The sequence below is a fragment of the Nonomuraea sp. MTCD27 genome (genome assembly GCF_041950495.1).
Classification (GTDB): domain Bacteria; phylum Actinomycetota; class Actinomycetes; order Streptosporangiales; family Streptosporangiaceae; genus Nonomuraea.
On the sequence record NZ_JBGNUW010000045.1, the window covers coordinates 18179 to 41620 of the forward strand.

General features: G+C 65.4%; 19 protein-coding genes. 10 read left to right on the forward strand and 9 right to left on the reverse strand.

All coding sequences use genetic code 11. The features are described 5' to 3' along the window. Positions 1–258 precede the first annotated feature (258 nt). Positions 259–5124, forward strand: a complete 4866-nt coding sequence (locus tag ACBJ59_RS60600) for a hypothetical protein (RefSeq protein WP_375118996.1) — start codon at positions 259–261, stop codon at positions 5122–5124. A gap of 153 nt (positions 5125–5277) precedes the next feature. Here the strand turns inward: ACBJ59_RS60600 and ACBJ59_RS60605 are convergent, their stop codons facing one another. Beyond that, positions 5278–6405 carry a hypothetical protein gene (locus ACBJ59_RS60605; RefSeq protein ID WP_375118997.1) on the reverse strand — a complete coding sequence of 376 codons (1128 nt, stop codon included), beginning with the start codon at positions 6403–6405 and terminating at the stop codon, positions 5278–5280. Between the two features lie 289 nt (positions 6406–6694). Between ACBJ59_RS60605 and ACBJ59_RS60610 the strand changes: the two genes are divergently transcribed. From ACBJ59_RS60610 to ACBJ59_RS60620, 3 genes are all read left to right on the forward strand, one after another. Next, complete coding sequence (locus tag ACBJ59_RS60610) at positions 6695–7249, forward strand: transglutaminase domain-containing protein (protein WP_375118998.1); 555 nt, start codon at positions 6695–6697, stop codon at positions 7247–7249. Beyond that, a complete protein-coding gene (locus ACBJ59_RS60615) occupies positions 7242–7913 on the forward strand; it encodes a PolC-type DNA polymerase III (RefSeq protein WP_375118999.1) in 672 nt (223 codons plus the stop codon). Before ACBJ59_RS60610 ends, ACBJ59_RS60615 begins: the two co-directional genes overlap by 8 nt. A gap of 371 nt (positions 7914–8284) precedes the next feature. Beyond that, positions 8285–8806: an NUDIX domain-containing protein gene (locus tag ACBJ59_RS60620; RefSeq protein ID WP_375119000.1), complete on the forward strand. Its 522-nt coding sequence runs from the start codon at positions 8285–8287 to the stop codon at positions 8804–8806. A gap of 68 nt (positions 8807–8874) precedes the next feature. On the opposite strand, the gene ACBJ59_RS60625 is transcribed toward ACBJ59_RS60620, so the two are convergent. From ACBJ59_RS60625 to folE, 8 genes are read right to left on the reverse strand one after another with little or no spacing between them, the layout of a single operon-like run. Next, positions 8875–9714 carry a class I SAM-dependent methyltransferase gene (locus ACBJ59_RS60625; RefSeq protein ID WP_375119001.1) on the reverse strand — a complete coding sequence of 280 codons (840 nt, stop codon included), beginning with the start codon at positions 9712–9714 and terminating at the stop codon, positions 8875–8877. Between the two features lie 29 nt (positions 9715–9743). Next, positions 9744–10667, reverse strand: coding sequence for a hypothetical protein (locus ACBJ59_RS60630; RefSeq protein WP_375119002.1), 924 nt, complete (start codon positions 10665–10667; stop codon positions 9744–9746). Between the two features lie 15 nt (positions 10668–10682). Continuing rightward, positions 10683–11372 (reverse strand): dTMP kinase, encoded by a 690-nt coding sequence (locus ACBJ59_RS60635; RefSeq protein ID WP_375119003.1) that lies wholly within the window; start codon positions 11370–11372, stop codon positions 10683–10685. Further along, on the reverse strand, positions 11360–12460 hold the full coding sequence (locus ACBJ59_RS60640) for a hypothetical protein (RefSeq protein WP_375119004.1): 1101 nt from the start codon (positions 12458–12460) through the stop codon (positions 11360–11362). Before ACBJ59_RS60640 ends, ACBJ59_RS60635 begins: the two co-directional genes overlap by 13 nt. Continuing rightward, positions 12457–13290 carry a hypothetical protein gene (locus ACBJ59_RS60645; RefSeq protein WP_375119005.1) on the reverse strand — a complete coding sequence of 278 codons (834 nt, stop codon included), beginning with the start codon at positions 13288–13290 and terminating at the stop codon, positions 12457–12459. The genes ACBJ59_RS60640 and ACBJ59_RS60645 overlap by 4 nt, the downstream gene beginning before the upstream one ends. Then, on the reverse strand, positions 13280–14083 hold the full coding sequence (locus ACBJ59_RS60650) for a 7-carboxy-7-deazaguanine synthase QueE (protein WP_375119006.1): 804 nt from the start codon (positions 14081–14083) through the stop codon (positions 13280–13282). Before ACBJ59_RS60650 ends, ACBJ59_RS60645 begins: the two co-directional genes overlap by 11 nt. Before the next feature lie 57 nt (positions 14084–14140). Then, positions 14141–14512, reverse strand: a complete 372-nt coding sequence (locus ACBJ59_RS60655; RefSeq protein ID WP_375119007.1) for a 6-pyruvoyl tetrahydropterin synthase family protein — start codon at positions 14510–14512, stop codon at positions 14141–14143. After that, the gene (gene folE / locus ACBJ59_RS60660; protein ID WP_375119008.1) at positions 14509–15135 is read right to left on the reverse strand and encodes a GTP cyclohydrolase I; all 627 of its coding nucleotides are present in this window, start codon (positions 15133–15135) and stop codon (positions 14509–14511) included. The genes ACBJ59_RS60655 and folE overlap by 4 nt, the downstream gene beginning before the upstream one ends. A 172-nt stretch (positions 15136–15307) precedes the next feature. Between folE and ACBJ59_RS60665 the strand changes: the two genes are divergently transcribed. The 6 genes from ACBJ59_RS60665 to ACBJ59_RS60690 all read left to right on the forward strand — a co-directional run bounded on the left by ACBJ59_RS60665 (position 15308) and on the right by ACBJ59_RS60690 (position 23235). Then, positions 15308–16615 carry a helix-turn-helix transcriptional regulator gene (locus ACBJ59_RS60665; RefSeq protein ID WP_375119009.1) on the forward strand — a complete coding sequence of 436 codons (1308 nt, stop codon included), beginning with the start codon at positions 15308–15310 and terminating at the stop codon, positions 16613–16615. A 10-nt stretch (positions 16616–16625) separates the two neighbouring features. Next, positions 16626–16994: a hypothetical protein gene (locus ACBJ59_RS60670; RefSeq protein ID WP_375119010.1), complete on the forward strand. Its 369-nt coding sequence runs from the start codon at positions 16626–16628 to the stop codon at positions 16992–16994. Between the two features lie 136 nt (positions 16995–17130). After that, complete coding sequence (locus tag ACBJ59_RS60675; RefSeq protein WP_375119019.1) at positions 17131–17898, forward strand: hypothetical protein; 768 nt, start codon at positions 17131–17133, stop codon at positions 17896–17898. A gap of 1059 nt (positions 17899–18957) precedes the next feature. Beyond that, complete coding sequence (locus ACBJ59_RS60680; RefSeq protein WP_375119011.1) at positions 18958–19446, forward strand: hypothetical protein; 489 nt, start codon at positions 18958–18960, stop codon at positions 19444–19446. A 425-nt stretch (positions 19447–19871) separates the two neighbouring features. Beyond that, positions 19872–20246: a hypothetical protein gene (locus tag ACBJ59_RS60685; protein ID WP_375119012.1), complete on the forward strand. Its 375-nt coding sequence runs from the start codon at positions 19872–19874 to the stop codon at positions 20244–20246. After that, positions 20239–23235, forward strand: coding sequence for a DUF3180 family protein (locus ACBJ59_RS60690; RefSeq protein ID WP_375119013.1), 2997 nt, complete (start codon positions 20239–20241; stop codon positions 23233–23235). Before ACBJ59_RS60685 ends, ACBJ59_RS60690 begins: the two co-directional genes overlap by 8 nt. Positions 23236–23442: the final 207 nt, after the last annotated feature.

The window sequence follows — 23442 nt, forward strand, 5'->3', positions numbered from 1 at the left end:
TCCGCGGCAGACCACGCTCCTCTCGCTTCTCGGTATCGGCGCCGTCCTTTTGGTTGAGCTGCTAGGACCGCGGATCCCGACACCGCCGAACGTACTCAGCCTGAGCCGGGCTGCTGCAGCTCTATTAACTAACAGAATGCGTACCGTAGGTCTGTCCTAGAGCAGGAGATCTTGATGACACGAAGCTCGGCGGGTGGGGCTGGGACAGCTGGAGGCGTGGGGCATGAAGCCCGATGCCTCGCTTGGGCCGCGGCGCACATGCTGGCTGAGGAGCCCCTGCCGTCCTGGGCTGGTGGCCATAGGGTCGTCGCGATCGGCGGCCAGACGGAACGGCCGGTCGATGACGTCGGGATCATCACGGACGTCGATGGCTGGGTGACCGTCCAGGCGAAGAAGGCCATGGATCTGGCCAAGGCGGCGTCATCCGCACTGGCGGAGGCGCTTGAGCAAGTGGTCGATATCGCAACGATCGGCGTACCTGACAGCCCGTCACGTCTTGACCAACTACGTCCGCTCGATCCGGCGAGGGACCGTGTCCTCATTCTGACCGACGATGCGGCCCCGAAGACTGTCAACGAGATGTTGGCCCCGGTGGTTGATCGCTTGCGAGACCTGCCAGCCACAGTACCCATCACAGAGGTGTATCGGAACAAGAGCGAGGAGAAGGCATTCAAGCTGATCGAGGCTCACCTCGGACGAGTGTGGGCAGGCCGCCATGGCGTGCAAATGGGTGAGCAAGATCTGCGCGCTCTTGGCCGGGTGCTCGGTGTCTATGCAGTGCATCTCGTCGACGGAGGTAATCACGTCGCCGCAGCACAGCAGCTGATCAAGGGCATTGCTCCGACCGTAGACGACGTTTCGCGGATATGGGACCGGCTGGAACTAGAGGCTCGCCGCCTGGCCGAGGATCGCACCTACCTTGACCGACGTGGTCTTGTTCAGCGTTTGGAGGAGGAAGGTGTCTTCCTGCTTCCCGTAGCGCGGCTTCGGCCCGATATCGCTCGGCTGCGTAGCCGTTCAGCGAGAAACCTCGCCACGATCTCCGGCGCATTGACGATTCATGCACCGGAAGGTCCCATTTCGCTTCCGAGAACGGTACTTCCGACCGTTCTCGCTGCTGATGGCAACCTCGCAATCATAGGCGAGCCTGGTGCCGGTAAGACCGTCGTCCTTCATGCCCTGGCGACCCAATGTCAGGCAGAGGGAATGGACGTAGTCGTGCTGCGGGCCAACGACCTCGGTGCCACGCGGGGGCAGACTCGTAGCGAACTCGGCGTGACGCACGATCTCGATGACGTGCTGGTCGGCTGGCCAGGGTCGGGTAGCGGAGTCGTTCTGATAGATGGGCTGGACCAGGCACGTGGAGCTGATCCATCGATCTGGATGGCGGAGCTCGTCAAGAGTCTCAACGGAACACGCTGGAGAGTCGTGGCGACAATACGCAGCTACGATCTCCGACACGGGCACCGCTGGCGGCACATGTTCGCCGGCCCCCCGATCGAACAGCAGCAGAGCGATTCTGCCTTCTCAAACGTCCGACACGTCGTCGTACAGAACCTATCCCAGGCCGAGCTCGCCCCGCTCCAGTCCACCAGTCCTCGACTATGGCACCTGATCGAGGGCGCCGAACCACGATTGGCGGCCCTACTCGCCAACCCCTTCAATCTCGATGTCGCCGGAGGGCTGCTCTCTGATGGTCTAACAACCGACCTTCTGGCGGTACGCAGCCAGGTCGATCTGCTACATGCCTACTGGGAGCGACGTGTAAATGATGAACCATCAGGCCGAATGGACCGCACACGTGCACTCGGTGCGATCGTTGCCCGCATGGTTGCACAGGGCCGTCAGACCCTGAACCTCACCGATCTACCGGCCACGGCCTCAAGCTCTGCCGTGGAGGCCCTCTCCAGTAGCGGTGTGCTTCGTGACACTGCGGCAACCGCAGGCCACGCCGCAGCACCCATCGAGTTCGCTCATCCGGTGCTGTTCGACTACGCCGTCGCCATGCTGGCGCTGGGCGACACGAGTCGGCCCGACAGCTTGGCGGACGCCCTCGACGGATCGCCGAACCTTGCCATCACCGTCCGTCCCAGTCTCCACTATCGGCTCGCCACGGTATGGAAAGACGACGCGTCCCGCGACTCGTTCTGGACGCTCGCCCTACGGCTAGCATCGCGTTCAGGAGGCCATCCACTTGCCGTGCTCGCGGCAGGCCGGGTCGCGGTCCTGGAGATTGAACAGCCTAGCGATTTCGAGCCGCTCGGGGCCGCGTGCACCGCTGCCACCGGTGACTCGAATGGGCGATGGACCGTCGCTGACGCACACGAGATGGCCTTCCTCGTAGCGGCCACTGGTGCCTCCGCCCCCGAAGCCGCGTTCGCGGGCCTGACGGTGATGAGTGCCAAGCTCGCGCAGGAGGCGCGAAGCACCGGCAACGTCGGACTTGCGCTGCTGGCGGTACAGCTCCCACAACGCGCGTTCAATGACGATCTCGGCATGATCCAACAGCACCTCGGCGAGCTGGCTGGTGTTGCAGCGGCCAGCATGAGCGTGGCCAGCGCCGACCGTAGTGACCCTCCGCGGGCGCAACTGGCGAAATTGAGCGGTCGTCTCCTCGCCCTGGTAGCGGTGGCAGCCCCATCTCCCGTCGCCGCCACCATCTTGGAGGCTTGCCAACCGACGGCGATCTACACCTGGGGCGTGGCTCACCTGCGCCCGCTCATCGAGAAATTGCCTGAGATAGTGCGATTGGACCCCGAACTGGCGGTTGCGCTCGCTGCGTCCGTGTGGGAATTCCAAGAGACCCGTGACGAGCCGACGCCCGTACTGGACAGTCTCATCCTCGGTATGAGCAGCAACCGCCGGCAAGATCTCGACGGTGCGAGGTATCAGGTAGGAAGCAAGTTCCCCGCCATTCTGCAGGCAGACCTGGCCGCCGCGACCAGGATTCTGATACGCGCAGCTGAAACAGAGCAGCGCTACCCCCCAAATCCGCTCACGGACTACACCGCTACGCCCAGGCCTCTACTCGGCGATTCTCTGCAGTATTCGGCCGGACACCACGTGCTCCTGCCCATGGTGCAGGCATGGACCGAGCAGCTTGTGCAGACGGCCGACGCTGCTGAGGATGCGGCAAGCGATGCCGCGGGAGCCGTTCTAGGGGAGCGCCTGAGCCAGGTCGTGGCACATGTGATCCAGAACCTGCGTCACGCCGAGGTCTGGCAGCATCTGCTTCTTCGGGCGTCCCTCGCGCAACGGCCAAGTCTAGCCCGAGCGCTCTTTCCTGCTCTGCTTTCCCCGAACCTCTTTGATTATCCCACAACACGCCATCAGGCGGCTCAGGTGGCGCTGCGACTTTCACCTTTGCTTAACGGCCCTGAGCACGCCCAGCTCGAAGAGGCTATCCTGCAGATCGCCGTCCCCCATCCCTCGAATGATGGCTGGGAGGGCACGACGGACATACTCGACGCAGCGTGTACAAGAATCATCGGCAGTTTCTCTGAGCAGAATCTACAGACAGTCGAAGCCCAGGCGCGTTGGCAGACAGCCAGCCAGGACCCGGGTTTCGAGGGCGTTCCTGCACCCGATGAGAGCCAGTTCGACAGTATCGAGGCGGTGTGGGATAGCCCATCGCCTGAAGCTGGCACTGTCGCCTATTACCGCGACGCGGTCATGCAGGCAGCAGAACGAATTAGAAGTAAGGATCCCGCTGAACGCGCCGACGCGGAAACCCAGCTGATCAACCTCTGGGCATTGCTCAAGCCGGCGGTCTCACCGGAGGGACGCGAGCAGAGCGAAGGCGACGAGGACAGTCTCTACGATCTGGCGCTGAGAACAGCCGAGCAACTCGCAACCGTTCCTCAGTGCGCCCCCACCACAACGCTGGGCAGTAAGATTTTCGGAGCGCTGCTTGGCGCCCTGCCATCGGCATCGGCGCTGGCACTAGTCGATGATGTCAGCGGCACGTGGCATGTGCGGTCCGCTCCCGGTTGGAGCATGACCGCAACCATGAGTGCCCTGCAAGGTCTCGTATATCTCATCGGGCGCACTGACTGGCGTAATGCACACCGCGAAGACCTCACCGCGGCGCTTAGCCCGTTCCTTGACAGCTCAAATCCGGCCTATCGATTCGTCTCCCTGAAAGCGCTCGTGGTCATTTATGAGCAACCGGCTGAATTGCTGACTGAACTTGGACGGCGTCTAGTACAAGAGTCTGACCAGCATGTCAGCGCGTACTTGCTTCGTCATCTGAGTACGCTAACTCATAAGTTTCCTCAGGATGTTGACCGCCTGCTACGAGATCTTGCGAACCATCCGTCCTGGCTGGTGCTTACGCCAGATCCCGCAGGCGATAAGGTTGAGCTGCGTGATAGCCGATCGACCCAAGCTGTTCATCTGCTGTCCGCTCTCGCGACTATCCATGCCACTGCTCATGCGGAAACCGTGGTCTGCGCATGGTGGACTAATCCATGCGATCACCCAAACCGAGTCACGCAATCCATGAGATCCTGGCGTAGCCTCCTAAATCCGGACGACGAAGTGCTCAGAGGGGCTCAGAGGCAGGCTTTCCGCATTATCAACCTCGGCCTGAATCAACTCGGTGAAACTTGGGTCCAGCGGGGATCCGCTGGACAACCACCACACACCATGGCATGGGAGCGAGGGGCGCGTTCCGCCAAAATTGCGGAGGAGATCGCGCAGCAACTTTACTTCGCTAGCGAGGCAACTCAATCTTCACCCCTAGAACAGCCGGCATCGGATAAGGATTTCCGCAAGTTCTGCGGCTACGCCATTCCAATCCTGGACGCCCTTACCAACGTGCAGCACCCGGCCGTAACCCATCACATTGTACAACTGGCCGACGTCCTCTGTTCGTATGAGCCGCACGCAGCAGTCCTGACCGCCGAAAAGGCCGTCGTCGGCGATAGAGGCTACGCCCGTGAAGCGCTCGGGCTGGACGCTACCCTGAGCCTGGCCAGGCGCTATTTGACCGATCATCGCGATCTCCTCCGTACGGACGCCCTCTGCTTGACCGCTATCCGGGCGCTCTTGGAGGTGTTCGTACGAGTTGGCTGGGACCAAGCGCTGAGGCTCTCCGAAGACCTTGACGAACTGTTCCGATGAACGTCAACATACGGCCCTCGGCGCTACGCCGGAGTCAAGGAAGCCACCAGTACGCGTACACACGCAGCCTCGGTCGAAGCTGCGTTTTGGGCGCTGCTCTGCGGTTGTAGGGATCGAACATCACGGCCGCTGAAGGGAACACAACCCGTGGCGCTACAAGAGGCGCTCGCGATGAGCGGTGGCTTCCTCCCGAACTTCCGCGAAGAACGCCGCTGTCCGGCGCTTTTGCCACTCCTCATCGTCGAGGTCTTCAGCTTCGTCGAACTCGGTCGCGTCTTCGGCGTACAGCAGCCAGCAGCCACGGATGCCGCTGAGCAGGTCCTCCAGAAGGTCGAGGGCCGGGCGGGCGGGGTCCAGAGGCGTGATCCGCAGGTCGAGCGCGTCCAGGCTCGGCTCGGACTGGTCCTCGCGCCGCTTGTCGAGCAGTTGCTCGGCGGCGGTGATGCGCTGCTGGAGTGCCGTGATGTCAGGGATCTCGCCTTCCGCGACCCGGAGGGCGTTGCGGATCAAGGGCATCACCGCCTGGCGAGGCGTGGCGCCGTCGGCCATTAGCTCCAGGACGAGGGTGGGGGTTTCGTAGGGGAGTGCCTCGATGTTGTCGGCTTCGACCACGATCTGGGTGGCGGGCAGCCCGGTGGAATCGCCGGTGACGGTGGCGGCCGCGTCCAGCCAGTGGGCGGCGGCGATGGCGGCTGCGGCCGGGTCGATTTCGGTGAAGAGTGCTTCGGGGCCGAAGGGGTTGTCGTGCAGCAGGTTGCTGGCCTGGGCGACTTGAAGCGGGGAAGCGTCTTCGCGGGTGAGGGTGACGGCCTGGCGGGCGCGTTCGGACAGATTGCCCAGCTCGGCCTGTTCGATGGCGGCCAGTTCGGCGCCGACGTCGATAGTGACGCGGGTGGTCAGCTCGGCGGCGTTGAGGGCGTGCAGGGCGCGGCCGACCTGGTGGGCGGCTTCTTCGACCTGGATGTAGGACTGGATCATGTAGCCGTCGGCGGGCAGGTTGGGGTTCGTCAACGCGGTCAGGACACTGGCGAAGGCGTCGCGTTCTTCCTGGCGGCGTTCGCCTTCGGAGTTGGGCTCGTGGCTGTCGGCGGCGCTGGCCGGATGGGTGTAGCACCGCCAGCAGGTCTCGGAGAGCTGGGTCAGGGCCTTGGCGAGATTCAGGGCATCGTGGCTGGGGATCCCGGCAGGAAGATTGGCGACGTCCACCGCGGTGTCTCCTGCCCCGGTGCTCCAGGAGGCGATGAGGGCGTTGCGACGGTGATCGACGGCGTACCGGGTCAAGGGGGCTCCTCACAGATGCGCGAAAACGGTGCTGGGACACGCCCAGCATGGAGCATCGGGGGCTGCGAGTACCGAATTCAAGGGCGAGTCTCTTCTTTGCTCGTCTCTGTCAGCCGGTCAGCGAAGGGTGATGCGACGCGGGCGTGGATGGGCTCGAGGTGTTCGGACCCGGAGCTCGGCTACGGCCCGGCGTCACGTAGCCCTCGATTTAACCTTCGAACTAGCGTGAACTGCTGGAATCAGTGCGAAGTGAGATGCATACGGGGGAGGCCCGGGGTACCGTCAGCGCGTGGATGCGCATGCTGAGCGGATCGCTTTGTTCCTTGCTGTTCGGGACGTGCCGTATGCCACGGACGGCGCCCATGACGCCGACACGTTGATGACGCTGGGGCGCGGCGATTGCCTGGCCAAGTCTGCCTACTTGATCCAGGGCTTCCTGGCGCTCGGTTACCTGGCACGGCGGGTCCGGTGGCTGTATCACCTACCCGATCGACCGGCAGAAGTACGGCTGCTGCCCTCGAGGGAGGACGTGCATTCGGCTGTCGAAGTGCTGATCGAAGGCCGGTGGACGCTGGTGGACGCTACCCATGATCCGCCCCTGGCCGCCGCCGGGCTGGCCGTTGCCGGATGGGACGGTAGCACTGACACCATCCCGGCGTACGAGCCGCGCGGGCCGCTGTGGCGACCGGGGGACGGACCCGAACCGGTGCCGAACGCCCACGTCAGCGAACCCGCCGATGCCGACAGCGGTGACCGCTATCAGACGGCATTCAACCGGTGGCTGCTTGAGGTCCGTGCCGGAGCCGCAACGAACGCACGCGGTACGGGGGCGGCTGATGTCTGACGCCTCTCCGATCTACCGCGATGCCGCTTTTGCTCGTCACACCTTCCTGGTCATCGACTTTGAGGGGTTGACTCCCGCAGGTCAGCCCCCCGTTCCGGTGGAGGTGGCGGTCCTTGCCCTCACCGTTGCCGCCGACGGGCTGTCGCGGCAGTGGAGCTTCGGGGCGCTGATCGCACCGCCCGCCGAGGTGCCCGTCACCTCCTCCGATGTGCGCATGACGGGCATCACCGCGGCGATGCTGGCCACGGCAGCCGGCCCTGAGCACGTCATGGCCGATCTCGACCGTCGGCTTACGATGCCACCGTACCGGCTGGTCGCCCACCACGCGCCCACCGAGGCGGGGCTCATCGCTCATCAGCGGCGGCACTGCCCGATCTTGGCGGCTGTCCCGCTGTTGGACACCGTGCGGTTGGCCCGCGCGCTGTACCCGGAGTTGCCGTCGCACCGGCTGGACGATCTGATGAGGTATCTGCGTATCGAGTCACCTGGGCGTCGTCATCGGGCGATGCCGGACGTGCAGGTCACGGCGCGAGTGTTCGAGCGCCTGGTAGCTGAGGGTGGGCGAACGGGGCGCTGGCGCACGCTCTTCGATCTTGACCGGGTGGGTGGGCTGGCGCCCAAGCGTCTGACGTCACCGGGCGGCGTTCAGGCCGGACTGTTCTGATTGAAGATCTCAACGCGGTGGGGTGCCTTGGCGTCATGTGAAGGGTCGCGGTGGCGTAGGCGCCTCGCGCGGTGGACCGGTTGCGTAGCTGGAGCGCCACGAGCACGAACAGGCTGAGCACGCGGGTGCACAGTTCGTGCGGGCTTCAGCCGCAGGGCGCATCGCGAGCGATCTTGCAGTGCGTACGCGTACACCCCCTTGGGATGAGCAGGCCGTCCGTCGATGGAGCATCAGCGGTCGGTTGAGCACCCAATTCGGGGCGCGCCTGATCTCTCGCTTTCCTGCTGTCAAGAACGACCCTGACCCACGGCCGTTCGGAGACAGGCCGACGTGCTCGATGGCGGTCGGGTCTGACGAGTACCCTGGGGCGGGTGGATCAGCGTGGGCCTGACGAGTACACCTTGCGGGCAGCCGTGATGGACGCCCGCAGGGCGGAAGCCGAGTTCGACGATGCATGCGCCTGGCTGGAGACGGCGATGCAGGGATCGATGGATCCGCTCGCGGCCGAGGTGTGGGTCTTCGACGAAGCGTTCCAGCATGTGTTGCTGGTCAAGCATCGCTGGCGCGGGTGGGTGCCGCCGGGCGGACGCGTCGAGCCTGGCGAGAGCCCGCGGGAGGCTGCCCGCCGTGAGTTGCTCGAAGAGACGGGGATTTCCGCTGCTCTGTTGGAAGCTCCGGCAGCGGTGACGGTGCGCTCCTACCACCGAGATTGGAGCGCCACGCTTGGTCTGTCGTACGGAGCCATCGTGGCCCGGTCGCTGCAGGTCACCGAGGAGAGTAATCAACCTGTCGCATGGGTTCCCCTTGCCGAGGACTGGGAGGGCGCCTTCCCTGAGGATCGGCTACGCATCCGCCGGTACGCGAGACAACTGTCCGAGCGGGCGGGTGCGTAGCAAAGGAATCGCATGTTCGGCCCAAGCAGGACGACCTTTGATAGGACCTGCCGGAACAGTCGTCATTGTCAGGCTTGGGCGGTGACGAGGAGCCAGCGTGTGGTGACCTGCCGGGTCTTATCGACCTGCTCGTAGGCCTTGTGCAGGATGTTCATGCGCTGGGTGTGGGTGAGCTGGCCGGGTGGTCGGGCGAAGAGCGGGATGGAGAGCCACGCGCGCTTTTCCTCCAGGGTGCCGGTGCGTGTGACGACGTCCGTGGTGACGGTGGCGAATCCGGCCGCTCTCAGCTGCGTCCGCAGGATGGCCGCTGTGAAGGACGGTCGGCGCTTCTGCTGGGGTGGTATGTAGTCGTAGTCCGCTACTGCGATGGCGGTGATCAGGTCGTTGAGGGATGCCGTGGTGGGAGGTTCTCGGTCGGTGAGGCCGGCGAATCGGCCGCCGATGTTGAACACGAACTGCCCACCCGGTCGTAGCACGTGATGTACGGCGGCGAAGACTGCGGTGGTGTTGGTCTTCCAGATCGCTGAGTTGCAGATCACGGCGTCGGCCGGCGTGGAGATGTGGTCGGCGAGGTCTTCGGCCTTCGCGGTGATCCAGGTGATACGCGGGTGGTCGCGATGGCGACGACCAACCGCTTGCATGGCGGTGGCGCTGTCGAGAGAGATCACGCGACCGTGGGTCGGGAGGCTGTCCAGGAGGACGGCTGCGGTCACGCCCGTTCCACCGCACAGGTCGATGACGAGTTGCATGCCGGTGAGACCAGCGCGGGCGGCCAAGTCTCGGCTGGCGTCGGTGTAGAAGGTGTGCTCGCGGGTGAAGCGGTCGTAGAGTTCCGCGTTGTGTTCATCGTCCCAGCCGGTGAGGGCATCTGGGCGTTGCATCGGATCTTCGTCCTCGTCGGTCGTCATGGGCTGTTGTGAGCGCGTTGCGGTCGTGGTCAGAAGAGTGATCCTTGGACGGTGGTCCGAGGGGAGGTGTAGTTGCCGATCAATACGCGGTGACCTTTGAGTGCGTTGAGGTCGAGGACGTAGAGCATGTCGTCGTCGCGGGCTGACAGCTGTGCCAGGGTGTACGGGCCGGAGCAGGCTTCGACGCTGAACCCGTGCTCGCCGGTACGCAGGTCATGAGGGTAGAGCGCTCGGTCTGATGACCGTCGAGGGTCATGGAGGGCATGGCTGTCGGCCGTCGGGATCCATGCCTCGCGTTCGGAAGCTACCCCGCGGGCGGCCAGCGCGGTGATCGCCTGGTCGACAGCCTTCTGATGTGCGTCATCGACGTGGCCGGGATCGAACGCGACCAGGGCAGCGAGTTTTGCCGTGGCACGGATCGCCTGAGGAAGGCCGAGTTCACGAGCGAGGGCGTCTTCGAGGTGGCGGACGGCGCGCCCGTCGGGCGCTTGGGTGATGTAAGTGGCGCGGATCGGGCCTTGCTCGTCCAACCGGGATTGGCGGCGAGACGCCGCCGCCGTCCCGACCTTGCTGACCGCGTTGGCGAAAGTGGCGATGTAGAGCCAGTGAGGTTGAGCCATGTACGCGGCGAGAGCCGGCGGGGCGTAGCCGCCCTGGTGGAGGTGGTGTGCGAAGCGGAAGTCGTCCCGCTCCAGGCATACGGCGCATTGGCCGCCGCGCTCGGCGGCGGCCTGCAGCGGGCAAGAGAGGGGCTCGACATGGAAGGTGCCGGTGAAGCCGTAGCGGCCGGTGCAATATCGGGCTGAGTCGACCACCATCAGTCCCAGGTGCCGCCCGACGATCTGGACCTGTCCGAGGGCGCCGGTCGTGGTGTCGGCCAGGAGAAGCGTGGGCGTGCCTGTGGCCCAGGTGATGCCGTGCCACAAGTACTGTCGGCCGAGTTTGAGCTGCATGCGGCCTTCCTGGTTTCAAGAGATCTGGATGTCGAGGCGTTCGGACAGTAGCGTGATCGTCTCGGCCAGGACGGCGTCCGCGTCCTTGCGCGTGACGTCCATGGACGCCCAGGTCGCATCGGTCGCCTGCTGGCGTAGTTCCTCGGTGACGTGCGTTTGGTAGGAGATGAACGCCTCGCTGGTGGAGCCGGTGCGGCCTGCCTCCAGGGCGGTGAAGTTGCCGTTGCGTCGGCGGAGGGCCTCATCGGCACTGATGCGGAGGAACAGGATGAGGTCGGGCGGGGTGAGGTGGGCGAAGAGCTGGCGGGCCAGGTCGGTGGGGACGTCGGGACAGACGGCGTAGCGGGCGAGGATCTTGTGGTGGGCGTTGTCGAGGATGACGTGGACCCCGGCTCGCAGGGCCGGCTGGATGATCAGCCGGTCTTGGAGGGCGTACCAGGCGGCCAGGGCGAAGAGCCAGTAGTGGTTGCCGCAGGCTGCGCCCACGGCCGGGTCGCGGCGGTAGACGACCGCGTTGACGCTGTCCACGTAGGCGGACAGCTCGGCGCTCATCGGGACCTCGGTAGTGTGCTTGCCCACGAGGATCGCATTCTCGCTGGCGTCCTTGAGCGCCGCGTGGAGGGTGGCGGCCAGCGTTGATTTGCCGGCGCCGTCGATGCCGGTCACCGTGATGAGCTTGCCGGGTGCGCCGGTCAGAATGTGCACGCGCTGGTTCCTTCGCTGGTCTGTGTGGTGGGGATGCTCCGTAGTCGGAGCCGGATGATCTCGTGGATGCGGTCGAGGAGGACGGTCCGCTGTTCGATGACGGTGGGGAGTCGTTCGTTGGACAGGTCGGCGGGATAGGGGCGGGCCAGGTTGTTGGAGATGACGTGGAGGAAGCCGAACTCGATGTCGGCGGTGTGGGCGGCGCGTCCCATGTGGCCGATCTCCGGGTCGACGAAGTGGTGGCCGTGCTGGCGGGCCAGCCAGTTGGTGTCCTCGAACAGGATGGAGGGTGAGGTCACGTGGGTGCCGGAGCGGACGTCCGGCTGGCCCGCGGCGAGGTCGCCGAAGAAGTCCCGCCAGCTCACGCGGCCGTCGGGCAGGACGCTGGTGTGGCCGGTGGCCAGGCAGGTGTTCGGGGCGATGTGCGGGTCGAGAGAGCCGACCTTGCCCACGTAGACCACGCGGCGGGCGCCCAGTGCGGCCAGGCGGGCTACGACGCGGCCGGCCACGTCGCCCCAGATGCTGTGCAGGTAGCCGAGGTAGAGCACGCGTCGCCCGTCGACGTCGGTGCGCTGCCAGGCGTGGCCGGGGCCGTGGGTCCAGGCGGTGGCGTTGGCGAACCGTTCGAGGCCCCAGCCCACGACGATGAGGTCGTCTGCCGAGGCGTCGATGTCCAGCCGGTCGACGGCAGCTCGGCAGGTGTGTTCGGAGGGGAGCGTGTAGTCGACTTGGCCGCGGTAGCGGCCGACCATGTTCAGGTAGGTCGCGATGATGAGGGCGTAGTGGTGGACGTAGTCCACGCCGGGGAAGCACTTGATGATCAGGTGGGTGCCCTGGACGTGTGCGGTGGGGCGTTGCCAGTTGAACAGCTTGTCGTTCTTCTCATGGGCCGAGATCAGGCAGTGGCGGTCGTAGCCTGCGACGACCGAGATGCGGGCCCAGTCGTAGTCCTGGATCAGGTGATGGACCTTGATCTTCAGGTAGCGCAGCAGGCTCGCCGTGTTCATGGTGTGCCGGTAGAAGTCGATGGGGGATGCTGCGAGAGCCTTTTGCGCGGGCGCGTGTTCGGTGAGTGTCGGGCTCGTCATGCGGGCGTCCGGATCTCGATGGGGCAGCCGGCGGCGTACCGGACGGCCTTGATGTTGTCTTTGATCAGTGAGAACCGGTCCGGTTCGATGTGTTGCACGGTCTCGACGCGCGGAGTCCGGATCTTCTCGTAGGGTCCGTCGGGCAGCATGCGGATGCCCATGGCGCCGAGCAGGACCGGCGCGGCGGCGTCGACCGAGCTGATCCATTCGTGCCGGCGTTGTTCGAAGAGCTCCAGATGACCGGTCCGGCCCAGGCCCAGCAGCCGGTAGATCCGTCCGGTGTCGACCAGGCCGTGGGCTTCGAGGTGCTCTGTTGCGGTGAGGCGGTTCTTGGACAACGCGTTGCTTGGCTCCTTGCCACGGGAGGCGGGGAAGGCGATCGCGCCGACGTAGTCGCGCGTGATGAAGTGGTCGTAGCAGCGGTGCCAGTCCTCGTCGTTGGCGGCCTGGACGACCGCGCACAGCCGGAACTCGTCGCTCAGGGCGAGGATCTGTGCCGCCGCCAGGTCGCTGGCGCGCATGGTGGCGGAAGCGTCACCGATGACGTCGGGGAGGATGATCTCTGCGGCGTTGACCGCTTGGGCGGCTCGGACGAGCTCGCACGGCTTGAGCGACTGGCCCAGGTCGAAGACGCCGTTGTCGAGGATGATCGTGGCGCCGCGGCGTTCCTCTTCGAGGAAGAACGCCCGGTAGGCCGGATCGAGCAGGACGCGCTGGGCCGCCACGTGGTGGACCGTGGCGGGCGTCTGAGCGACGAACTCCCGCAGATAGGCGGCGGGAGCGATGACGGAGAAGCTGATGCCGTGCGACGGGGTGCGGCTACCTGGCACGCTGACCGCCCCAGATCAGCACGTGCTCACGGGTGGTCAAGTTCCAGCCGTGCTGAAGCGCGGGGGCGGCGGCCATGCGCATCTGCTCCACCACGCGCTCGGGGGTGGTGCCCTCGGGGCTCAGCCAGATCTCGGTGAGCCCGAACTCCGCCTGAAGCGCGGCGACTTCCGCCAGGTCGTCGAGGGTGCTGACGACGAACTTCCATCTGGCTCGGCCGCTCGCTTCGAGTTCGCTGATGGCGTCCGGTTTGATGCGCTTCTTGCGCGGCACCGCGGAGCTGGCGAGTTTGAGGCCGGCGTTGAAGGCCACGCCCGCGGCGACCAGGTCGCGGCCGGGTTTGATCGTCGCGTTCGTCTCGATCTCGACGCCTCGGCCGGTCAGCCGCGCCTGGTGAGCGAGGTGCAGGACGGCGTCTTGGTGGAGGAGCGGTTCCCCGCCGGTGACGACGATCAGGTCGACCGGGGGGAGGGATGGGTCGGCCGTGGTGGGGTCGAGCTGGATCAGCTCGTCCCAAAGTTCCTGCGGTGTCAGATGCTGTACACCTGCGGAGAGGTCGTGTTTGGCGCTGTTCCAGGTGTATTGGGTGTCGCACAGCATCGAGCCTTGCGCCGGGCTGTCATGGCTGGTCGGCGCCTCGGCGTAGCCGCAGGTCAGGTTGCAGCCCAGGAAGCGGATGAAGAGGGCGCGACGGCCGAGGTTCACTCCTTCGCCCTGGAAGGAGTAGAACAGTTCGGCGATCGGGGCGGGCCGCTGTCCGGTCGGGATGGCGATCGGCAGCAGGTCGGCGGACATGGGTTTCCTCTCGGTGGGATCGAGACGCGGGTCACGCGTCCGGGGGAAGGCCCTGGATCAGGGCCGGTACTCGGCCCAGGTGGCGGGCGTTTCGCTCACCCGGACCGCTTCGAGAGCTGCGGTCGTGGGCAGCGCGAGATTCGTGGCGCACCACTCGAACAGGCATCGAGCGAGGTTCTCGCTGGTCGGCTCCACGTCGAGACTGGCGTTGAGCGCTTGGTGGTCGAAGTGCTCAGCCAGGTGCTGCTTGACCGGAGCGAGGTCGGCGAAGTCGGCGACGAAGCCGGGACCGGTCAGCTCGATGGCCGTCACCACCACCTCGACGGTGTAGGAGTGGCCATGCAGGCGGCCGCACTTGTGTCCCTCGGGAAGACCGGCCAGGTGGTGGGCGGCTTCGAAGGTGAACCGCTTGCCGATACGGAAGGTCATGCGGCTCTCCGCGTCTGTGGTGCGGCGAGTTGCAGGAACTCCGCGCGAGCGCCGGGATCGTCCCGCAGATCACCTCGGCAGGCGATCGTGACCGTCTCAGCACCCTGAGCACGAACTCCGCGCCGGGTCATGCACAGATGCTCGGCCGCCAGGACGACACCCACCCCGCGGCATTCCAGCCGCTCCTCCAGGAAAGCCGCGATCTGCTGCCCGAGCTCCTCCTGTACCTGCATGCGCGCCGCGAAGGCCTCCACGGCCCGGGCCAGCTTCGACAGGCCGGCGATCCGAGCAGCGGGCAGCACGCCGACGTGCGCGACCCCTGAGAACGGAAGCAGATGGTGCGCACACAGCGAGGTGAACGGCACGTCGCGCGCCAGCACCAGCTCGTGCTGCCCTTCCCGGTTGGGGAAGGTGGTGAACTCCCACGCCGGGCAGCTGAGCAGTTCCGCCAGCCCGGCCACCATCCGAGCCGGTGTCCGGTCGGCGGCCTCACTGCCGGCGCTCACGCCGATGGCCGCAAGCAGGGCTGCGGCGGCCTGTTCGGCTGCTGCGACGTCGATGCCTGGCGATCCTGGGATGAAGGTCGCGGGCAGGCGATGATTTTCGGGGTGTGCGATGAGCACCTGATGTCCTCCGATCGAAGTTTCCGGCGGGCACCCCAAGCCAACCGTCCGGTAAAGCGCCAGGCCACGGCATCGGTGCCGCATCGATGCGGCACCTTTGCGGCATCGCAGCCGGTGATCGTGCATGTGCCGTACGCTGCACTTGACGGAACGACGCGGGCGGAGGTGCGCCTTGGCGGCCAAACGCAGGCGCCTTGCCGAACGGAGGAAGGCGCTCGGCTACAGCCAGGAATTCTTCGCCGATCAGCTCGGCATTGACCGCACCACGGCGGGACGGTGGGAGCTGGGCAAGACCGAGCCCTGCCCGTACATCCGGCCCAAGATGTGCGACCTGCTGAAGGTCACCCCGGGCGAGCTGGATGACCTCCTGGTCCTTCGTGAGGAACACGAGCAGACGTCACGCACTACCTCAGCCCCGGTCGTCATCGGTCAGGTCGTGACTGAAGCCCAGCTGACGGGTGAAGGTGACGACATGTACCGTCGTGAACTTCTCCGCCTGCTGAGCATCGCCGGCACGCTCATGGTGCTTCCCCAGCCGGCCAACGCTGACGTCCAGGATGGGGCTGGTCCATCCGACGAGGCCGACGACATCGAACAGCACGCGCTGCTCAGCGGCCACCTCTGGCAGGTCTTCGCCTTGTCCAAGTCGAAACGGCTGGTCTATCCGCTGGTCCATGACCAGCTCAAGCTCCTGGTGAAGCAACTGGACCAGGCTCATTCAGCGCGAGCTCGCCATCAACTGTGCGTGGTGGCCTGTGACCTCTTCCAGCTGGCGGGGGAGATCTGCTTCGACAGCAACCGCTACACCGATGCCGCGTACTGCTACACCATGGCCGTCAGCGCGGGTCGCGAAGCTCGCTGCTACGACCGCTGGGCCTGCGCTCTCACCCGTCAGGCGTTCGTCAACCTGTACGAGCATGAGTATCCCGAGGCTACCGCGGTGCTGTCTGCAGCCGCGCGCATTGCCCAGCGGGGTGACGGCCGGCTGTCCACGCGGCACTGGGTGGCCGCCGTGCAGGCCGAGGCGCATGCCGGACATGGGAACCGAGCAGCATGCGAACGCGCCCTCGCCGTCGCGGATGAAGTCCTCGATCTCGCCGATCCCGCCAGCCCTGGAGGATGGCTCCGCTTCGACGGTTCTCGCCTGGCTGATCAACGTGGTACCTGCTACCTGACCCTCGGCCGGGCTGATGCGGCCGAGGCTTCACTCCTTGCCGCACTCAACCAGGCCACCTCGCTCCGGCGCCGGGGCAGCCTCCTCACCGACCTGGCAGCCCTCGGCCTCCAGCGCCGTGACCTGGACCAGTTTCTGCACTACGCCGGCGACGCTGTGGAGTTGGCCGAGCAGACCCAATCCGCAGGCTACGTCGGCCGGAAGCTCCACGGCATCCAACAGCAACTCCAGCCCCTTCTATCCGACAGCCGGGTGGTACAGCTGAACGAACGCATCGCCCACCTGTCGGCCCCCGCCCTACCCTGAGAGGATCACGATGCAGAGCACGACGGACGAGCAGGGCCGCATCTTCCGCGAGGCATGGATTGCGGGAGTGCACAAGCATTTTCCGGGGGAGCCCAAGCCCTCCTACATCACCCCGTGGGAGGAGACACCCGGGTGGGAACGCCAGGCCGCCGCCGCTGTCTGCAGTCAAGTGCGTGCCTTCGTCGAGATCAGCGCCGGCCATACGGCCAAGCTGACTCGCGAGCAGAAGGGCAGATTCGTCGCTCTGTGCTGGATCACCCAGATCCATAAGCACATCGACAACCCGAAGCCGTCTTACGTGGCCGATTGGGACGAGCTTCCCGAGTGGCAACGTGAGACTGATGCCGACATCTTCGAGCACATCGAGAACAGTGCATAGCGGCCGAGCTGGACTGGCTGCGATGACCCAGCGTGTTCATCAGCTCGGTAGACGACGACACGACAAGGCCACACAGCCGAACTTGCTGACATAAAGCAAGTGTCTTCTGACAGTCCGTCACCATCAGGATTCCCTGATCGTCTTCGCGACGCGATGGCCGCCGAGCTGCGAGAGTGCGGCGCGATCCGCTCGTACGAGATCGCCGCCGCCTTCGCCAAGGCGCCAGAAGTTCGCCCCCGAAGCGCCCGTCTCCGCCGCCTACTCCTTCCGCGACACCGTCGTCACCAGAAGCGACGCCGATGGCAGGGCCACCAGCTCGATTAGTGCTCCCTGGCTGCAGGCCGAGATGCTCGAAGCAGCCCGCCTGCGGCCAGGGATGTGGGTGCTGGAGATCGGCAGCGGCGGCTACAACGCGGCGCTCATCGCCGAGCTCGTCGGCCCGGACGGGCTGGTGATCAGCGTGGACATCGACCCGTTCGTCACCGACCGCGCCGCCGACAAGCTGGGGCCGTTCGACGTCGTCCTCGTCACGATCGGAGCCTGGGACTGCCCCTGGGGTCGCCTGCTGGCTCCCGGCGGCCGGATGATCGTCCCGCTGCGGTTCTGCGGGCTCACCTGCTCCTTCGCCTTCGTCTGCGACGGCGATCACTTTGCCGGCCTTCCCGTGATGTGCGGATTCATCCCCATCCAGGGCACGGGCGCGCACCACGAACATGTGGCGTCCCTGGCCGGGGGGACGGTGAACCTGCTTATCGACGCCGGCCCCGCCCTCGACGTTGCGGCCCTCGACCGGGCTGGAGCCTCATACCGAGTACGACCGGCACATGCGCCAGTACGAGCAGGGCTGGGGTCAACGTCCTGCGGCGCAGTATCGGACCCGTACGGAGCGCATTGCTGCTGGTGAAGTATCGCGCAGAGGTGTTGGCGGGCTTTCAGCCCAAGAGGCGATGGCATGCGACGTTGCGTACCCGGAACTCCCATTTGCGCGGTGGGAACATCTCATCGCACTTCATGCCGAGTAGTGATGAGCCTTGATCGCGTACGAGTGGCGCCGAGGAGTATGAGGAGGGGCTGTTCTGCCCGCGCTTTGCTCGAGGGCCCGGGCGAGATGAGTGGCGATCGCTTGCGGTGCTGGCCGGCCGTCGTGGTCGTACGAATTCGCGGCGATCGTGCGGCTCGTCGACGCGTACATGGTCGCTGACCACACCCACGTGCTTCGTGGCGCCAGCTTCATCGCTTCGATGTGCGGCCTTTTTCCCCCGGGAGAGAGCGGCTGGTGCCGAAGCGGGAGAGGCGGCTGGGGTGTCCGGCTTGCGCCACAGCTGAGAAGCTGCCGGAGCGCCATCGCGGGTGACGTCTCGCTGGGCGTCCGTGCCCTGCGGCGAGGAGTTCTGCTGGCTGGCGGACGTTATCGACCTACCGCCTATGGTCACTGCGACGGCTACGACGGTGACGGCTCCACCTACCAGCATTAGAGCCCTCACAGGCACCCGTCCACGAGCCTGCTCAATCTTCTTGCGCATGTCCTGCCCCCGGCTTGCGCTTGATCATTACGCATGCGGAGCATATCGGCGCCTCTTGGTGGCCGCTGTGGACTTTGATCTCCCGTAGGCCATTCCTAGACGACTCGTTCCCAGGGCTGTCAACCCTGGAGATGTAGTTGGGCGACCAACAGACGAGTAACCTAGCGATGGCTTGATCACCGGGACGGGTCCGCTTCGTTCCGGTCACCGCGCTAACTTACGGCGTTTTTGATTCGATCTTTATGCGCGATTCGGCCGACAAGGAAATAGCCCACGCAGAAGAAATATTCGGACGGCTAGGCCGGGGTTAACTCCGTTCTGATCGCCCCTACCGTCGTGAGCGCAAGAAGTGCTCAAGGATTGGCAGCGAACGACTGTATCGCACCCAAGTGCATGGCCCCATTTCCAGCGGAATTCGGGATCAGTTCTGCGGGTGATCCTTGAAAGACACTCCTGTATCACATTGGGGTGCTGGCCGAGGTACCCCCTGGCATGCCGAGGTCGATCGGGGCAAGTCTGCGGGTCTGGTCTCGCTTCTGGCGAAGGAAGGTGAGAGTGAGGTCGATGCCTTCGATCTCACCGAGCCAGCCCTCGGCTTCGGCTCGGGCTCGGCGAGCCATAAGGTCGACTTCAATTTCATCGAGTCGGGGCAGCATCGTCGCGTTAATATTGATCATTGGGCATCTCGGGCAGGCATGCTCATGCTGGCAAGGGGTTGCATAGGGACGGGCGCATCCTCCGAGTTCGACTTTGCGCCGGTCGAAGTGCCCTTCCAAATCGAGCCACTCCTCTTTGCTGATCGCGCAATATTCGTCTGGTGGCCGGGTTTGGCGGCGGCGGTTGAGGAACCCTTGATAGTGGCGAACGATGTCTTCGATAAATACAACCACGTAGCCGCGAGTTGTTTGAAGGTTCAGATGTCCAAGTAGGGCGGCGCCGATGTGGATGGGCAGTCCACTGTTGACCAGTCGCGTAGGGTGACGGCCGACAGGCGGTCGTGGCCGAGGCCGTCGGTGAGCCAGGCGATGAAGCGCCGCACATGGCGGGTGATCTTTGCGTGACTTCGTCGGAGCGCACCCCGCGAACGGCCAGAGTGAGGTAGCGGTCGGCCCAAGCGGTGAGGCTGTCGTCGGTGTCGGCGAGGTCCTCGAGCCCGACCACCTTTCGTGAAGTGAATTTGGCGCGATCCTGGTCCTCGTGCGGAGAGGTCGAGCTGGAGGTTCGGGAAGGCACACCGCCAGGTTACTTCACGGAAGAACTCTTTCCTGAAAAGGTCTGATTGGGGCCCGTTGAGGTCCCGACACTCGGTTCTCGCGTCCTTGGGGGTGGGCGCGCCCGCCGAAGGGAGACCGGTGTGCAGGCCGACCTGCGGATCAGTAGCGGCGATATAGTGGGGGAGTTGGTCTCACTGACCGATTGGCTGCTTAGTCAACGCGAGCTGCAAGGCCGGGTACGCCCGGTGATGCAGCCGCCCGCGTCGGAGGAATTGGGCGGAGCTGTCGATCTGCTCACCATCGCACTGGGCTCGGGCGGTACAGCGGTGGGGATGACGCTGGCACGTGCGCTCACTGTGTGGCTGACCAATCGAAAATCCGACGTAAGTCTCACCGTCACCACCCAGACGGGCACCGTGACGCTAGAGGCCAAACGGGTTAACGATCCGAGCGATCCACTACCGCTGTTACAAGAGGTCCTCCGAGACCAAGCGGTCCGCAGCGACGATGCCTGAGCCGGTAGATTGGCCGGAGTCCCGGGCGATCCTGATTGGCGTTTCCACGTACCAAGATCAGCGACTCCCCGCCATCCCGGCCGCGGCCAACAGTCTCATGCAACTCCAGGCGGTGCTGACCGATCCGCAGCTGTGTGGCTGGCCGATCGACCGTGTCACCGTGGTGACCGATCCGTCCGACAGCCGGGCGGTGGCCACGCGGATTCGGCGGCTGGCCCAGGAGACCAGCGGCGTGCTGTTGCTGTACTACGTCGGGCACGGCACGCTCACTCCCTACGGCGAGTTGTGCCTGACCCTGGCCGACACCGACGCCGAGGCCCCCGATCTGACCGGCGTGGAGTACGCCCGCATCCGGTCCGCGTTCCGCGACAGCCCCGCCCGGGTCAAAGCCGCCATCTTGGACTGCTGTTACTCTGGCCGCGCCATCGAAGCCCTCGCCGACCAGGCCGCCGTGGTGGCCGACCACACCGATATCCGCGGCGTCTACACCCTGACCTCCAGCGATCTGGCCGCGCATGTCCCGCCTCCCGAAGAACAGACCATCGCCTGCACGTCGTTCACCGGCGAACTGATGGAGTTGATCCGCACCGGGATCCCCGGCCAAGGCGACTCGCTTACCCTGGGCACCCTGTATCTGGAACTTCGCCGCCGCCTGCGCGCCCGCGGGCTTCCCGATCCCAATCAACGCGGCACCGATACCGCCCACAGCTTCGCTTTCACCCGCAATGCAGCCGCCCTACCCCCCGCTCCCCCCGAACCGATGGCCCCCGGCGACACCAAGGAGACGAAGGCGACGGCGCCCACCGACACCAGGTACGTCCCCATCGAACGCCCCCCGCGTCCCAGCCTGTGGCATCGCGTCATCATCGCGGCAGCCGCGGGCATGACCGCAGGCATCCTACTGGCGGACTGGCGGCTCGGTGTGATGGCTGCGATCCTCACGGCGATCGGCGACATGGTCTACCGGACTAAGAAGCGGTCGTCGGTGCCGGCGTGGCGGCGCATCTCGTCTGTTGAGCGGTGCACCGAGGGCCAGCTCAAGAAGCTCGAGCGCAGCGGCTATCGCGCTCTGTACGCCCGGGTGATCCCCAGCAGCAACGAGCAGATCGACCACCTAGTCGTCGGGCCCACCGGGGTGTATGTCGTGGACTCCGAGAGGTGGGACGCACGGCTGGCGGTTCACGTGCGGTCGCACCACAACGAGTTGTTCCACGGGCCGTTCAACCAGAGACCCCTGCTCGACAAGGCCCGCCGGAAGGCATCGGAAGCCAGCCGGCTGATCAGCAAGGCGGTCGGTCGCCAGATCACGGTCGTGCCAGCTCTGGCGATCTACGGCCCGTGGATCCCGTGGAACGTCCTCAACGTTCGCGACGTCGACGTCTTCGACGGCCGCCGAGTGCGCAGGTGGATCACCAAGCGCGAAACCACACTGACTGATGGCAACGTCGAGAAGATCTACGAAGCTGCCCGTGCGGCACTTCCCAGTCCATCCGGACAAAACGACCGGGAACGGCCCCTGACCCGCCTCTTTCCGATCGCCTCGCGGACAGCCGCTGCTACGGCGGCGACACCTTCGGTCCTGGTCGTGGCCGCCGCCCTAGTCACCTGGTTCGACCTGAATCACAGCTACATTGCCTTTGGCCTGCTCACTCTGCCGTGGGCCGCGATCCCCATCGTGCTGGCCTTGGGCGAGGCGTACATGGGATGGAGGACCCGCGCTCGGCTTAACCCCAAGCCCGGCGCCAAACCGGTCGGACCGCGGGCGGTGGCCTCGCTGACCGTCCTCGCCAACGGCTCCGCCGTGGCGGGCGCGATATTCGCCGGGATCTTCGCCGGTGCCGTACTCGCTGCGCTGGACGGGCCCAGCTTCGGTGGATGGGACGCCCTGATCGGCGTAGGGGCATTCGTCTCCTGCGTACTGCTGGTCTGCGCCGCGCTCTATTTGGAGTTCTGCTGCCGCATCCCGCTTGAGGGAACCACCGCGCAACCGGTCGATGGCATGGATCAACCGACGCGGGAGCAACTTCTGACCCGCCGCTTTCCGGTCGCCTCGCGGACAGCTGCTGCGGCGGCGGCACCCTCGGTCCTGGTTGTGGCCGCCCTAGTCACCTGGTTCGACCTGAATTACAGCTACTTCGACTCTGGCCTGCTCACTCTGCCGTGGGCCGCGATCCCCATCGTGCTGGCCTTGGGCGAGGCGTACATGGGATGGAGGACCCGCGCTCGGCTTAACCCCAAGCCCGGCGCCAAACCGGTCGGACCGCGGGCGGTGGCCTCGCTGACCGTCCTCGCCAACGGCTCCGCCGTGGCGGGCGCGATATTCGCCGGGATCTTCGCCAGTGCTGTACTCGCTGCGCTGGACCTGCTCAGCTTCGATAGAGGACGCACGGACGCCCTGGTCGGCGTAGGGGCATTTGTCTCCTGCGTACTGCTGGTCTGCGCAGCGCTCTATTTGGAGTTCTGCTGCCGCGTCCCGATGGGGGGAACCGCCGCGCAACCGGTCGATGACATAGATCAACCGGCCGCGGAGCCAGATCCGCACCACGCTCCTTCCGCAGCCTCTCATCCAGCCCTTGCCCGTCCTCCACGCACACCTGTACTTCTTGTACTGCGCAACGCGCCCCGCGAGGTGCTCGGGATGGCGCTGCTCGTCATCGCCGCGGTGCTGGTCCCTTTCAGCCTGCCGGCTGTCGCAATCTTCCAGATCCCGGTGCTGTTCTGGGCGGCTGGTGCCGTCACGATACTGGCCTGCGACAGCTGGGCCTTCAAGGATCGCTTGAGCGGGCTCGGTGCCCCGATTGTGGCCTATTCGGTCGGGGGAATTGTGCTCGGCGCCATCGGGTCGACAAGCAATGGGTTCGCCAGCTCGTTCATGCAGGTCAGCGGGACGATGTTCATGATCGGAACCGGCGGTGGGGTGCTCTGGCTGGGGTATCGGCTGTTCAACCCGCTGAGTCGGCCACCTCACCGACCAGAGCACATCCATTGATTCCAGAGCGGGTGAGAGAGCATCGTCGGCTGCGTATGACCGAAGGTCGCTGACATTCAATCCACGCTGATCACTGTCAATAATTGGCTCTGGCTCACTCCCGATGATCAGCTACTCAGGGTGGGCTTGGCGCGAGGGACCCTGGTGCTGCTTCCGTATCGCGATCTTGCAACGGACCTCACATGGAGACGGCCGCTCGTCAAAGAT